Here is a 14133-nt window from a genome sequence, read left to right as displayed (position 1 = left end):
GGTGAAGTCATGAGGCCAAAGACAGCAGGGCGTACAGTACAGGTTAAAATAAAGAAAAGAAAAATGAATAAAGAATATTTCTGGGGTTACTTGTTTGTTGCGCCACCAATCATTGGTTTTGCAATATTTGCCTTAGCCCCAATGCTTTATTCCATTTATGTTAGTTTCACAGATTTTGATTTGTATAATCCGCCAGAATTCACTGGGTTAGAAAATTATAAAGAACTTTTCTTTGGCGATGAATTATTTAGAAAGACAATATGGAACACTTTTTATGCTGCATTAGGCATTCCATTAGGGATGATTCTTTCCTTAGTTATTGCGTTAGCCTTAAACCAAAAAGTTAAAGGGTTAGCTTTTTTCAGAACGGCATTCTTTTTACCGACTGTTTGTTCAGTAGTTGCCTTATCGTTACTTTGGAGGTGGATTTTTAATGGTGATTTTGGTCTATTAAATGTCTTGCTAGGATATATCGGTATAAATGGACCGGGTTGGTTAAGTAGCGAAACATGGGCAATGCCAGCAATGATTATACAAGGAACCTGGGGTGGTCTTGGTATGGGAATGATTCTTTACCTTGCTGCGCTTCAGGGTGTTGATAAAGCATTGTATGAAGCTGCGGATATAGACGGGGCAAATGGTTGGAAAAAGTTCAGATATATTACGATTCCGTCAATCTCTCCGACTACATTTTTTATATTAATAACTTCAACAATTGGTGCTTTGCAAGATTTTCAGCGTTTTATGATTATGACAGAAGGTGGACCAAATTATTCAACAACTACTGTCGTTTATTATTTATTCAATAACGCTTTTAGGTACATGGAGATGGGATATGCTTCAGCGATGGCCTGGGTATTGGGGATAATTATTTTAATTATTACTATCATTAATTTCAAACTAGGGAAACGGTGGGTGCATTATTAAAAGGGGGTAGACGAGTTGTTTAAAAAATCAATGGTGTGGAAAAAAAATAAAGCTCGGAAGAATTTTATGAAGCTGCTGGGCTCTTATACCTTTTTGATTATAGGGGCCTTAATAATGTCCGTACCGTTTTTATGGATGGTATCTACTTCTTTAAAGGAACCGGGTGCTGTATTTACAATGCCACCAGAATTTATTCCAAGAGACATTACTTTTGATAGTTATATAAGGGTATTAACAGAAGCTGACATGCTGCTTGGGTTTAGAAATACTATGATTATCATTTTACCGACAACGGCCATTGGGATAACGGCGAGTGCATTAGCTGCATTTGCTTTTGCAAAAATGAAATTTCCTGGTCGTGATAAATTGTTTTTTGCGTTAATTGCTACGATGATGTTACCCGGTATTGTAACATTGGTTCCTCAATTTATTTTATTTAGGGAATTTGGTTGGTTGGATTCATTTAAACCATTAATGATTCCCGGCTTTTTTGGCGGAGCCATGGTAGTCTTCTTTTTACGACAATTCTTTTTAGGGATACCTAATGATCTAATTGAGGCTGCGAAGATTGATGGACTTAATTACTTTGGTATTTTTGTTCAGATCATGGTACCGCTAGCCAAACCGGCAATCGTAACACAAGTGATTTTAGGGTTGTTAGCAGGGTACAATGACTTCATGGGCCCGTTAATTTATTTAAACTCTCCAGAAAACTTCACATTACAATTAGTTCTAGCATCTTTTAGAGGGTATTACACCTCGGAGTGGGGTCTAATTATGGCGGGTTCTGTTGTAGCGCTTATACCGACACTAATCGCATTTTTCTTTGCTCAAAAGCAATTTATTCAGGGAATTACGATGACGGGTGTAAAAGGCTGACAATCGGCTTGATTAAAATGTGTAGACTAGTTTGAGAATAATGGCACCTGAAATTGATCCCCCAACCAGCTTAATACAAATGAGGAGGTCGGAGAATAAGGACATGTGGTAATAGCTTCACTGTTTCAGAGGAAATTTAAGAAACAGTGGGGCAGTTAAAAAGAGGGTATGGGAAGCTCCAAATGGTAAAAGAACGAGTAATCGATTAGCTGTTTGTAGACATCTCCGACCTCAAAGCGCCCCGAGAATTTTCATTATTGAAAAGGAGTAAAACGGGAACAGAGCAACCAATAGCGCTAACTAGATAATCTTTCAACGAAACTAGTAGTATCTTTGACTCTTCGTAATCTTATTCTGCTTATTATTGACCTTTTGATAACCGTGTAAAAAGGTTCCCATTATGACAGCGGTAATAACACTACCGGAGAAAAAAATAATGACTGCTGGGTAGGTAAAGGTTAATAATGCCAAACCAAAGCAACAGAAAGATAAAAGGAATGTTCTTACTGGCTGGAATACCCCCATCATTAATGAGTATTTAAAATACTGAAAGAAAGATAACTTGAAATGGACGAAGACAGGAAAGATGTGAAGGATGATGACAAAATAACCAATAGACAATGCAACTAAAGCGACTTGAAAGATGGTGCTAGTCCAATGTGAGATCGACCTTAAGAAATGTAGATCAACGTAAATGATAAAACCGATAATCCCTAAAAAGAGGCCAATTCCATTGATTTTCATAAAGTCACGTTTATAATGCTTCGAAAACTCGGAGAGTAATCGAAAATCATCTTCACCATGCAACCATTTTCTTACAATCGCAAACATTGCAGAGGTAGCGGGCATGAATCCAAATATGATCACTCCAAGAAAAGTAAAGAATAACCATAAAACGTTCACGTAGGCAAAGCGTACTACCCATTCTAAGAATCTCATGAGTTTAGTATAGTTATTTGATTCCAAATAATCACCTCCGAAGCCCAAGTATTTTGCGGTTGACGATTAGAAAAGAATAGGGGGTGTTTATTACTTCCCTCTCGGTTTGGCTGTAAGGTTAGAAATTCCTGTAAACTTTTTATATAGTTAATGTTTTTATTTAAAACATAATTAAAAAATTAATTAAATTAATTTTAAGGGAGGATCTTATTAAATGTCAATGAATTTTTGAAAAACTGAGAAGGGAGTGAGGAGTGGTTTCATTGGACATAAAAAGAGCTTATTTAATTTTAGAGTTATCAACCAGTGCATCAAGAGAGGAAGTTGAAAACGCATACTTCAAGTGGATTCATAGATACCGCAATGATCAGGAAAGTAAGATAGACATTGATGAAAAAACAGAAGCTTATTCTGTTATAAGAGATTACCTTGACAATCAAGAATTAGCTAGAAAAAAAGAATCTTCCCCGAAGAGCTCATTTAAGCAAAAGCTCGATCATGTTATGGATTATTATAAGCTTCATATAACAGCGGGGATAACCGTCTTCTTATTATTAATCGGTTTAATAAATAGTGTTATCGAATCCCGAAATGAACGAGCTTATTTCGACAGCTTGCCACCTACTGATTTAAGTATAACCATTTTTGGAGAGTTTCGAGATATTGAGACAGAAACCCTCAAAGATAAAGTGTTAGCACTATTTCCAAAGTGGGAACGTGTTGAGGTTGATCTGATTTATTCACCAATAGAAATGCGAGATAATTATGATAGTGGGAAACATCTCCAAAGTGTCCTATCTCTAATGTCTAACGAATCTGACCTGTTTATCGTTGATCCATTTCATTTTGATGTGATGTTAGAGCAGGGAGTGTTTCAACCCATGAGTTCAGCCGAAACTTCTCTTGAACATGCATTTAGTTCAGAGAGTCTTCTTTATAAAAAATTGGAGGACGACTTAGAAGACAAGCTATATGGAATTGACATTAGCTCACATGAGATTTTAGAAGAGATCGATATTATACGAAGCAATGAAGGCATTATGACCATCCATACACGTTCCAAGGATAAAGAGAATGCTATCGAATTAATAATAAGTTTAGCAGAGTCATAATAAACCGTAATTTACTGAGGGAGGCAAATTTATGAAGAATGTAATAGTCATTAATACCAATCAGGAGCAAAAGACAATCAATAAAAACATTTACGGTCATTTTGCCGAACACCTTGGACGCTGTATCTATGAAGGGATCTGGGTAGGGGAAGATTCCCCGATCCCTAATACAAATGGGCTTCGAAACGATGTTTTGGAGGCACTCAAGCAGCTGCATACTCCTGTTCTGCGCTGGCCAGGCGGGTGTTTTGCCGACGAATACCACTGGAAAGACGGCATTGGTCCAAAGGAAGAGCGCAAGAAAATGATCAACACTCATTGGGGCGGAACGGTTGATACGAATGAGTTCGGAACACATGAATTCATGCAGCTATGTGAGTTAATTGGCGCTGAACCATACATTAATGGAAACGTTGGAAGTGGAGAAGTGCTCGAGATGCAGGAGTGGATTGAGTACCTAACGGCATCAGGAGAAGCTCCGATGGCAGAGGAGCGTAAGAGAAATGGTCGAAGTGACCCTTGGTCTTTGACATACTTCGGAGTCGGCAACGAAAGCTGGGGATGCGGCGGCAATATGCGTCCAGAGTACTATGCCGATCTTTATAGACGCTATCAGACCTATGTGCGTAACTACGAGGAGAACAACATCTACAAGATTGCCTGTGGCCCCAACGTAGATGATTATAACTGGACGGAGGTCTTGATGCGAGAGGCTGCTCGTTACATGGACGGCTTGAGCCTGCATTATTACACCATACCGGGTACTTGGGAGAATAAAGGCTCTTCGCTTGAATTCACAGAAGAAGAATGGGATACGACGATGAAAAAGGCACTAAAAATGGATGAGTTGATCACGAAACATAGCACGATTATGGATAAATACGACCCGGAAAAGAGAGTCGGGTTAATTGTGGATGAATGGGGGACATGGTATAATGTAGAGTCGGGAACGAACCCTGGTTTCCTCTACCAGCAGAACACGATTCGTGATGCACTTGTTGCGGGAGTGACATTGAATATTTTCAATCACCATGCTGATCGTGTACAAATGGCTAACATCGCTCAGACAGTTAACGTTTTGCAATCGGTGATTTTGACAGAAGGCACCAAAATGATGAAGACACCGACGTATCATGTGTTTGATATGTATAAAGTTCATCAAGGGGCAGAGGCGTTAAAGATTCAAGGCACGGAAAAGCAAACGAATGTACATGTCTCCGCTTCAAAGAATAGCAACGATGTCATTCAGGTCACGCTCTGCAATCTATCCTCTACGGAGAGCGAAGATGTACAGATAGACCTGAGGGGATGCAAGGAAGCTCTGACAAACGTGAAAGGGACGATCCTGACAGCGCAAGAAATGAATGCACATAATACCTTCGACAATCCTGATCAGGTACGACCGCGATCGTTTGAAAAAGGAAGGATTGAGAAGGACCAGCTATTAGCAAATATGCCTCCTATGTCTGTACTTTTGATGGAGGTTTCATGACGTGCAAGAAGTGTCCATCGCAGGAATCGTTTGACTCGACTGAAACTGAAGCGCTCGTTGCTGATCAACTAGCGCTCGAGACCGAGCTAGTATCAGATGCTCTCTATCAAGACAGAATTGCGAAATGTTTTAGCTGCTCACGCTGCATCGCAGGCCACACATGCGCGTCTTGCGGTTGCTTCGTGCAGTTTCGCGCAAGGTTGTCCAAGAAGGATTGTCCGCATCCAGCGGGTACTAGATGGGTGTAGGATCGTTTATTCAGCAATTATGTTGATTGTGCATCCCTCTTATCATTATACTGAAGGGAGTTAGATTGGAAAGAAGAATGAAGTAGGTGGATGCAATGATGATGGATTTAGACCTAACGGAAGAATCGCTTCCTGTTTACGAGGCATTAGCAAGCAAAGTTCGGCTCAGTGTGCTGCGGTTGCTAGGAGAAAAACCGATGAATATACGGGAATTAGCTGAAGCCCAGCAAGTGAGCAGCGCCATCATGACGAAGCATGTGCAAAAGTTAGAGAAGGCAAGGCTGATTCGAACAGAACTCGTTCGCGGCAAAGCGGGTGTTCAGAAGATGTGTACGTTGCAGGCGGAGGCAGTGCAGATTGCCTTTCCTGCTTTGGATACTGTAAAGCGAGAGTGCCACCAAACGACTGTATCCGTTGGGCATTATACAGATTTTCTTGTTGAACCTACATGCGGTCTCGCCTCAGAGGAAAAGATCATTGGTGAATTTGATGAACCACGCTATTTTCTTGACCCCGAACGAGTAAATGCGAAAATTTTATGGTTTTATAAGGGGTTTGTGGAATACAAACTGCCGAATTTTCTTCATTCTGGTCAAACCCCGACCGAATTAGAAATCTCCATGGAGCTATCGTCGGAAGCGCCGTTTACAAATGAGAATTGGCCTTCGGATATCTCCTTTTCTCTTAATCAGGTGGGGCTTGGAACGTGGCGAAGCCCAGGAGACTTCGGAGATCGATTAGGGAAATACACGCCATCTTGGTGGCCACGAGTCGTTAATCAGTATGGTTTATTGAAGATGGTGCGTATTAATGGGAAGGGCACCTATATGGACGGCAAGCAAATTTCAGATGTGACCATTGAGGATGTGCTGATCAGAGAGAAGCAATGGATCTTCCGTATAGCAGTGGAAGACGATGCAGAACATGTTGGCGGTGTTACGCTGTTCGGGCGGGAATTTGGCAATTACAATCAAGATATCGAGTTTCGTTTGTATTATTCGTGAGGGAGGAGAGGATCTTCCCTTTTACTTTGCCTACACAAAGTAGAGGCTTTAGGCGTATTCTATTTTGATTCAAGGTTAAGGAAACAGAGCCTATGAAAAGCATTTTTTCATCATCCTCTCAAAGCGCTTTAGAAGGGAACCTCGTTATTATACGTAGCTAGCCACTAATAGATAACTCAACTTTCGGAGACAAAAAGAGGGTCGGTATGTATTCTTCAAAGCAGAGGTACTACTGCTCAAGCGGAAGAGAATACCGCTCAAGTGAGGGAGGTACCGCTCAAGCGGAGAGAATATCGCTCAAGCGAGGGGAGATACCGCTCAAGCGGAAGAGAATACCGCTCAAGTGAGGGGAGATATCGCTCAAGCGGAGGAGAATACCGCTCAAGTGAGGGGAGANCGCTCAAGCGGAGGAGAATACCGCTCAAGTGAGGGGAGATACCGCTCAAGCGGAAGAGAATACCGCTCAAGTGAGGGGAGATACCGCTCAAGCGAAGAGAATACCGCTCAAGCGAGGGGAGGTACCGCTCAAGCGGAGAGCGACTTCACTCCGAAAGTTGAGTAGATAACTACAGGCACGACAAGGATGTCCTCAGATAGAGGAGGAAATGGACATGAGTTTCTATGATCACCACTTTCAAAATGGCCACTACTGGCCGGTCGTAAGGTTTTACTATTTCAAGGAATGGGGTCCGTTTTCCATGGTTCCTCACGCACACGAAGCGATTGAAATCATGTACGTGATTTCTGGAAGTTGTTCCGTTGAAATTGACGACGACGTGCACCGTTTAAAAAAAGGCCAGTTCATTTTTATTGATTCCTATGTGGTTCACAAGTTGATTGTTCAGACGGATGAGCGCTGTCGCATGGCGAATATTGAATTTATTTTTCAGTCATTAAATACTTCCTTTCCGTCTTTTGCTCATATTTGCAAGGAAAATAAGGCGCTCATGCAAACGACTGCTGACCAAAACCCATACATGGTTCTACGTGATTCTAATGATATTCATCACTGTTTAAAAACCTTGATTCTGGAACTTGATCGAGCAGAAACAGAAAGTGATTTTATGGTCCAGCTTCTCATGAGCCAGCTGCTGATTCGAGTAGCTGAACTTGCCAAGCAACGGGACAAGGAGCCTGACCATCATGCGTATGTGAAAAAGGCGATCGAGTATATTCACCAGAACTACGACCGTGATGTCCGTATCAAGGAGATTGCTGATTCCGTTCATTTGCATCCAGGCTATTTGCACCGCGTGTTTAAAGAATCGATGTCACAATCGATTAATGAGTACCTTGTGACTCACAGGATGAAAAAAGCGAAAGAGCTCCTCAAACGAACGGACATTAGTATCACGGATCTCCCCCATTACATTGGCATGAATTCGCAACAGTATTTCAGTACGACCTTCAAAAAACATCTCGGGTTAACGCCAAAGCAGTATCGGAGGGAAAGTCAACATAACGTAGATCTGAGGAGGGAAAGTGAGGATATTAAACATTTTTAAAGAGTAGAGGTGAATATTTTGAAAGCGTTTTAAGGAGAGGCGGTGCTAAAGTATAACTGTAGAACGGCTTTTTAGACTTTTGTATTGTGATTTTACTGTATTGTAAGGAACCGTTCATTTAATTATGACGTGAGGAATTTAGATAAAAATGATTGGAAGGTGGCCAGTTGCGTTTATTAGAGAACATTCAAAGCGTGCTCATTGATCTCGATGGCACCGTTCTTCACGGGGATCGACTGATTAAAGGAGCTGTTGAGACGATCGAGGCATTACAAAATGCAGGGAAAAAGGTGGCCTTCTTGAGCAATCGCGGCAATCTCTCCAGAGCAGAAGGCTTAGAGCGATTAAGAGGCCACGGCATTTATGTAGAAAAGGAGGCGATTATTTTTTCCTCTACTGTGACGGCTCGCTTTATCAAAGCTCACTACCCAAAAGCGAGTGTCTGGGTACTAGGAAATAAGGGATTGGGTGAAGAAATTTGTGCCCATGACATTCCGATCGCCCAGACGCCAGAAGAGGCAGACTTTGTCGTGGTGACTTTGCACGATGCGATTACCTATGATGAACTGAACAACGCTTTTCGTGCTACCTCGGCGGATGCGCGCATAATCGCGACAAACAGCGATAAAACGTATCCGAATGAGGAAGGGCCAGCCATTGATGTCGCTGGGTTTATAGGAGCGATTGAAGCAGCGACTGGAAGAAAAACGGAGCTTGTGGTTGGCAAGCCCTCCTGCTTTATGGCAGAGGCAGCGCTTGATTATGTGGGAACGGAAGCAAAGCACTGTCTGATTGTCGGTGATAGCATGGAAAGTGACATTGCCCTCGGACGTCTGCAAGGGATGAAGACAGCGCTTGTGCTAACAGGGAATACGACGGAGGAAGCACTTACTCATGTGCCGGAACGCAGGCAGCCGGATGCCGTGTTCGAAAGTATTGCTGATCTAAGGGGGGAACTATGAATCTAGAGGAGGTAAAAAGAAGAGTGGGGCAGTCGGATTACGAACATTATCCACTGCCGCTTGAGACGATCGTCGTGGAAAAAGGGGCGCTCAAGCAAGCGGTTGATTACATCGAAGGCGGAGGTGTAAAAGACGTTCTGCTCGTGGCAGATGTCAATACTCATCTCGCCGCCGGGGAAGAGGTTGTACGTTTGTGTAAGGGAACCAACGTCATTGTGAAGGTTCACTTGCTTACGCCAAATCCCCAGAGCGACGTTATTGCTGATGAAGCAACGCTTGTTGATCTCTTGCTAAGCGTGAAGGGTGAGACCGAAATGCTGCTAGCTGTAGGGGCAGGAACGATTCATGATGTGGTTCGTTTTGTCAGTGCGAAAGTGAAGCGTCCGTTTCTTTCCATCCCGACGGCCCCTTCTGTCGATGGCTTCACCTCGCTTGGGGCGCCTTTAGTCATCAAAGGGGTGAAGACGACCTATCAAATGGTTGCCCCTGTTGCTCTTTTTGCTGATGTGGAGGTGTTGCAGCAAGCTCCTACCGAGCTCATAGCCGCGGGGTTTGGGGATATGTTGGGCAAGTACACTTCGTTGATGGATTGGAAAGTCGGTCATCTCACAGAAGGAGAACCCTATTCTCCTCTTGTGGCCGAGCTCACAGAAGAGGCGCTCAGGTCGGCAGTGGACAATGCTGAAGCGATTGGAAGGAGGTCAGCTGAAGGGATCGCTATTTTGATGGAAAGCTTGCTCTTGTCCGGTGTAGCGATGGCTCTGTTCGGCCACTCCCATCCGGCTTCTGGTGCCGAGCATCATCTTTCCCACTACTGGGAGATGGACGCTTTGAAAAACGAAAAGAAACAAATGCTTCACGGCGCGAAAGTTGGGTTATCAACGCAAGTGATCATTGATTTTTATAAACGCACGATTCAGCCGCAATTGCTGCAAGTGAACCAAGAGAACGCGGAGGAACTCAGCTCCTTGGTGGAGTCGTTGCCAGAAGCAAGGGAAATTAGGGCGCTTTTGCAAAAAGTGGGGTGGTCCGAGGAATTAGTGCCTGTCGATCAAGCGCTGATTGAAGAAAGCTTGGTGAACGCCTATCACTTGAGGGATCGTTCTACGCTCATGCGATGCTATCGTGAAGCAAAGATGAAACATTCTTTATAAAAGATGGAACATTAAAACAATGGAGGGAGAAGCATGCTTGAGACATTGAAACAGGAAGTATACAAAGCCAATCTCGCTTTGCCGAAGCATGGGCTCGTAACGTTTACATGGGGCAATGTCAGTGGAATCGATCGGGACCAAGAACTGGTTGTCATCAAACCAAGTGGGGTTGAGTACGCCGATATGAACGCAGAGGACATGGTCGTTGTCGATATGGAAGGAGAGGTGATGGAGGGAGAGCTCAAACCATCTTCTGACTTAAAAACACATCTCATCCTTTACCGCACCTTTCCACATATTCAAGGCATTGTCCATACGCATTCGACCTGGGCCACAGGATGGGCTCAAGCAGGGCGGGGGGTTCCAGCTCTGGGGACGACGCATGCTGATTATTTTTACGGGGAAGTTCCGTGCACAAGGCCATTAACGGAAACGGAAATTAACGGCGATTACGAAGAACAAACCGGTCATGTGATTGCGGAGACGTTCCGCTTGATCGATCCGCTGGCTGTTCCCGCAGTACTAGTTCACGGGCATGCCCCGTTCACTTGGGGGAAATCTCCGTCTGAGGCCGTCTACCATGCCGTCGTACTTGAGGAAGTCGCTAAGATGGCATCGAACACTGTTACACTGTCTAACCATATAGAACCGATTTCTCAGGAGTTGCTAGACCGTCATTATTTACGGAAGCACGGACCAGAAGCTTACTACGGACAAGAAAGGAAGGGGTAAGAATGGCCAAGCGTTATACGATTGGGGTGGACTATGGCACAGAATCAGGAAGAGCCGTCCTCATTGATCTTGACAATGGTGCAGAAATTGCAGAACATGTGACGCCCTACCGACACGGTGTGATCGATGAAGAACTACCTGTTGGGAACATAAAGCTCGAATCGGAATGGGCCTTGCAGCATCCGCACGATTACATGGAGGTGCTTGAAACCTCGATTTCTGCTGTCCTCAAAGCATCCGGGACCACCGCAGATCAGGTCATTGGCCTAGGGATTGATTTTACTGCTTGTACGATGTTGCCGGTTGACGAATCACGCACGCCCCTTTGCTTTCATTCAGACCTTGCCGCAAGGCCGCACAGCTGGGTCAAACTCTGGAAACATCACGCGGCGCAGGATGAAGCGGAAGAGATTAATCGTATTGCCCAAGAGCGTGGGGAAGCGTTCCTATCGCGATACGGGGGGAAATATTCTTCCGAGTGGATGATCTCAAAGATCTGGCAGATTTTTAATGAAGACCGGGCCATTTATGATCAAACGGACTTGTTTATGGAAGCGACCGATTGGGTGATTGCCCAGCTGACGGACTCTTTTGTACGAAACAGCTGTACGGCTGGCTATAAGGCGATGTGGCATAAAGAGGAGGGGTACCCAAGCGGCGATTTTTTCGCTGCGCTTGATCCAGAGCTGAGGACGCTCGTGGAAACAAAGCTTCGAGGTGAGATCCGATCTCTTGGCGAGAAAGCAGGCGAATTGACCCCAGAAATGGCAGCCAAAATTGAGTTAAAGGCAGGAACCGCGATAGCGGTTGGCAATGTGGATGCTCATGCGGCCGTCCCTGCAGCGGGCGTGGTGACTCCTGGAAAACTCGTGATGGCCATGGGGACATCGATTTGCCATACCATTCTTGGAGCAGAAGAAAAGAACGTCGAAGGCATGTGCGGCGTTGTGGAAGATGGCATCATTCCTGGTTACTTCGGCTATGAGGCCGGTCAATCAGCAGTTGGCGACATATTTGCTTGGTTTATGGAGCATGGCGTTCCAGCTTCGGTCAATGAAGAAGCGGCAAGCGAAGGGTTGTCCATCCATGCGTTCCTTGAAAAGCAGGCAGCTGCTTACCGTCCAGGAGAGACCGGTCTGCTTGCGCTGGATTGGTGGAATGGCAACCGTTCGGTGCTTGTTGATACGAATTTGTCGGGACTTTTGCTCGGATACACATTGCAAACAAAGCCTGAGGAAATCTATCGTGCCTTGCTCGAAGCCACTGCTTTTGGCACAAGGAAAATTGTGGACGCCTTTCATCATAACGGTGTGCCCGTCGAAGAGCTTTACGCGTGTGGCGGCCTTCCGCAAAAGAACCATCTCCTCATGCAAATCTATGCAGATGTCACAAACCGTGAGATTAAGGTGGCAGAGTCGAAGCAAACGCCAGCTCTTGGTGCGGCGATGTTCGCAAGTGTTGCCGCTGGCGTTGAGGCAGGGGGATACGCCACGATTGTCGATGCAGCACACAATATGGCGAAAGTGCAGGAAAAATCGTTTATCCCCATTCCTGAAAACGTTATCAAATATGAGCAGCTGTATCTGGAATACTCGTGTCTTCATGACTACTTTGGGCGAGGAGAAAACATTGTCATGAAAACGTTGCGTGCCCTAAAACAACCTATTCAAGGAGGCAGTGAACATGCTCACGTTAAAACCGTATAAATTCTGGTTCATTACAGGCAGCCAACCGCTGTATGGAGAAGAAACCATTGAACAAGTGGAGGCGCACACCGCTAAAATAGTGAGCGGACTCAAGGAGCAAGGGAACTTTGATTATGAGCTCGTGCAAAAACCTGTGGCGACATCTCCGGATGGCATCCTCAAACTTTGCAAAGAGGCGAATGCAGATCCCGACTGCGCGGGAATTGTAACGTGGATGCACACGTTTTCGCCTGCGAAGATGTGGATTTCTGGTTTGCTCGAATTAAACCAACCTTTGCTTCATCTCCACACTCAGTTTAATCGCGACATCCCGTGGGGCAACATCGATATGGATTTTATGAACCTCAACCAGTCCGCACACGGGGATCGGGAATTCGGGTTTATGACTACAAGAATGAACATATCCAGAAAAGTCATCGTTGGTTATTGGGAAGACCCGACAGTCCAGGAGCGAATCGGCAAATGGATGCGGATGGTCAGTGCTTATCAGGAAAGCAAGCAGCTAAAAGTGGCTCGCTTTGGCGACAATATGCGCGAAGTGGCGGTAACGGAAGGTGACAAGGTTGAAGCGCAAATGAAGTTTGGTTGGTCGGTGTCAGGGTTTGGAATTGGCGATTTGGTTGAGCGCATACGCGACATTTCCGGTAGCGAGTTAAATGAGCTGATGGAAGAATACCGAGAGCTTTATGATATCGATGCGGATGCCGGGGTGGAGTCTATTCAAGAGCAGGCCAAAATTGAACTTGGGTTAAAAGCGTTTCTCAAAGAAGGCGATTTTCGCGCATTTACAACGACATTTGAAGACTTGCACGGTATGAGTCAGCTTCCGGGGCTCGCTGCCCAACGATTGATGGCAGAAGGCTACGGATTTGCTGGGGAAGGGGACTGGAAAACGGCAGCCCTCCTCCGTGTCTTAAAAGTCATGGCCGGGAACAAAGAAACGTCGTTCATGGAAGATTACACGTATCATCTTGAGCCAGACAACGAGCTTATTCTCGGCTCGCATATGCTGGAAGTCTGCCCAACGATATCGGCAACAAAACCGCGAATCGTCGTTAAACCGCTCTCAATGGGCGGGAAAGAAGATCCTGCCCGTCTTGTGTTCAAAGGTCAGGCTGGCATTGCTGTCAATGCATCGTTGATTGACCTTGGCCACCGTTTTCGGCTTGTTGTCAATGAAGTAGAGGCCGTGGAAAGTGAGCATGACACACCGAACTTGCCAGTCGCAAGCGTCCTCTGGAAACCACTTCCCTCACTTTCTGAAGCTACTGAGTCTTGGATTTACGCAGGTGGTGCTCATCACACGGTGCTTTCTTACCGGATTAGCAAAGAGCAGTTGAATGATTGGTCCTCGTTGATGGGGATTGAGTGCATTGCCATCGGCAGAGACACAAGTGTAGAACAGATTCGCAAGGAACTCGCGTGGAACGAAAGTGCTCATTAGAATACAAAGAAATCGCTCGGGGATGCCTG

At 44.9% G+C, this 14133-nt stretch carries 13 protein-coding genes; 12 read left to right on the top strand and 1 reads right to left on the bottom strand.

Annotated elements, in window-relative coordinates; genetic code table 11:
• Window positions 1-9 precede the first annotated feature (9 nt).
• Window positions 10-927: a carbohydrate ABC transporter permease gene (locus AVZ68_RS00465; protein WP_082676219.1), complete on the top strand. Its 918-nt coding sequence runs from the start codon at window positions 10-12 to the stop codon at window positions 925-927.
• 15 nt (window positions 928-942) lie between these two features.
• Window positions 943-1806, top strand: coding sequence for a carbohydrate ABC transporter permease (locus AVZ68_RS00460; RefSeq protein WP_245628028.1), 864 nt, complete (start codon window positions 943-945; stop codon window positions 1804-1806).
• Between the two features lie 321 nt (window positions 1807-2127).
• On the opposite strand, the gene AVZ68_RS00455 is transcribed toward AVZ68_RS00460, so the two are convergent.
• A complete protein-coding gene (locus AVZ68_RS00455; RefSeq protein WP_059102578.1) occupies window positions 2128-2772 on the bottom strand; it encodes a YesL family protein in 645 nt (214 codons plus the stop codon).
• 236 nt (window positions 2773-3008) lie between these two features.
• On the opposite strand from AVZ68_RS00455, the gene AVZ68_RS00450 reads away from it, so the two are divergent.
• From AVZ68_RS00450 to araA, 10 genes are all read left to right on the top strand, one after another.
• Window positions 3009-3857 carry a hypothetical protein gene (locus tag AVZ68_RS00450; RefSeq protein ID WP_059102577.1) on the top strand — a complete coding sequence of 283 codons (849 nt, stop codon included), beginning with the start codon at window positions 3009-3011 and terminating at the stop codon, window positions 3855-3857.
• A gap of 31 nt (window positions 3858-3888) precedes the next feature.
• The gene (locus tag AVZ68_RS00445) at window positions 3889-5349 is read left to right on the top strand and encodes an alpha-N-arabinofuranosidase (RefSeq protein WP_059102576.1); all 1461 of its coding nucleotides are present in this window, start codon (window positions 3889-3891) and stop codon (window positions 5347-5349) included.
• On the top strand, window positions 5346-5597 hold the full coding sequence (locus AVZ68_RS20995; protein WP_367576318.1) for a DUF6171 family protein: 252 nt from the start codon (window positions 5346-5348) through the stop codon (window positions 5595-5597). Before AVZ68_RS00445 ends, AVZ68_RS20995 begins: the two co-directional genes overlap by 4 nt.
• A gap of 101 nt (window positions 5598-5698) precedes the next feature.
• Window positions 5699-6601 carry an ArsR/SmtB family transcription factor gene (locus AVZ68_RS00440; protein WP_059102897.1) on the top strand — a complete coding sequence of 301 codons (903 nt, stop codon included), beginning with the start codon at window positions 5699-5701 and terminating at the stop codon, window positions 6599-6601.
• A 611-nt stretch (window positions 6602-7212) separates the two neighbouring features.
• Window positions 7213-8106, top strand: coding sequence for an AraC family transcriptional regulator (locus AVZ68_RS00435; protein ID WP_059102575.1), 894 nt, complete (start codon window positions 7213-7215; stop codon window positions 8104-8106).
• 167 nt (window positions 8107-8273) lie between these two features.
• Window positions 8274-9068 carry an HAD-IIA family hydrolase gene (locus tag AVZ68_RS00430; RefSeq protein WP_059102574.1) on the top strand — a complete coding sequence of 265 codons (795 nt, stop codon included), beginning with the start codon at window positions 8274-8276 and terminating at the stop codon, window positions 9066-9068.
• Window positions 9065-10222, top strand: coding sequence for a sn-glycerol-1-phosphate dehydrogenase (locus tag AVZ68_RS00425; protein ID WP_059102573.1), 1158 nt, complete (start codon window positions 9065-9067; stop codon window positions 10220-10222). Before AVZ68_RS00430 ends, AVZ68_RS00425 begins: the two co-directional genes overlap by 4 nt.
• A 33-nt stretch (window positions 10223-10255) precedes the next feature.
• Window positions 10256-10954, top strand: coding sequence for an L-ribulose-5-phosphate 4-epimerase (gene araD / locus AVZ68_RS00420; RefSeq protein WP_059102572.1), 699 nt, complete (start codon window positions 10256-10258; stop codon window positions 10952-10954).
• A 2-nt stretch (window positions 10955-10956) separates the two neighbouring features.
• On the top strand, window positions 10957-12660 hold the full coding sequence (locus AVZ68_RS00415) for a ribulokinase (protein ID WP_059102571.1): 1704 nt from the start codon (window positions 10957-10959) through the stop codon (window positions 12658-12660).
• Window positions 12638-14104, top strand: coding sequence for an L-arabinose isomerase (araA, locus tag AVZ68_RS00410; RefSeq protein WP_059102570.1), 1467 nt, complete (start codon window positions 12638-12640; stop codon window positions 14102-14104). The genes AVZ68_RS00415 and araA overlap by 23 nt, the downstream gene beginning before the upstream one ends.
• The last annotated feature ends 29 nt before the right edge of the window (window positions 14105-14133 follow it).

Origin of the sequence: Shouchella shacheensis, assembly GCF_001484965.1 — a bacterium.
Classification (GTDB): domain Bacteria; phylum Bacillota; class Bacilli; order Bacillales; family Bacillaceae_D; genus Shouchella; species Shouchella shacheensis.
Note: the sequence above shows the minus strand (reverse complement) of the source record. Positions and strands in the feature narration are given on the sequence as shown.

What these genes read in the sequence shown, in the direction of transcription:
- AVZ68_RS00465 (WP_082676219.1), top strand. Translation starts at nt 10, where the DNA reads ATGAGGCCAAAGACAGCAGGGCGTACAGTACAGGTTAAAATAAAGAAA.
- AVZ68_RS00445 (WP_059102576.1), top strand. Translation starts at nt 3,889, where the DNA reads ATGAAGAATGTAATAGTCATTAATACCAATCAGGAGCAAAAGACAATC.
- AVZ68_RS20995 (WP_367576318.1), top strand. Translation starts at nt 5,346, where the DNA reads ATGACGTGCAAGAAGTGTCCATCGCAGGAATCGTTTGACTCGACTGAA.
- AVZ68_RS00440 (WP_059102897.1), top strand. Translation starts at nt 5,699, where the DNA reads ATGGATTTAGACCTAACGGAAGAATCGCTTCCTGTTTACGAGGCATTA.
- AVZ68_RS00435 (WP_059102575.1), top strand. Translation starts at nt 7,213, where the DNA reads ATGAGTTTCTATGATCACCACTTTCAAAATGGCCACTACTGGCCGGTC.
- AVZ68_RS00425 (WP_059102573.1), top strand. Translation starts at nt 9,065, where the DNA reads ATGAATCTAGAGGAGGTAAAAAGAAGAGTGGGGCAGTCGGATTACGAA.
- araD (WP_059102572.1), top strand. Translation starts at nt 10,256, where the DNA reads ATGCTTGAGACATTGAAACAGGAAGTATACAAAGCCAATCTCGCTTTG.
- AVZ68_RS00415 (WP_059102571.1), top strand. Translation starts at nt 10,957, where the DNA reads ATGGCCAAGCGTTATACGATTGGGGTGGACTATGGCACAGAATCAGGA.
- araA (WP_059102570.1), top strand. Translation starts at nt 12,638, where the DNA reads ATGCTCACGTTAAAACCGTATAAATTCTGGTTCATTACAGGCAGCCAA.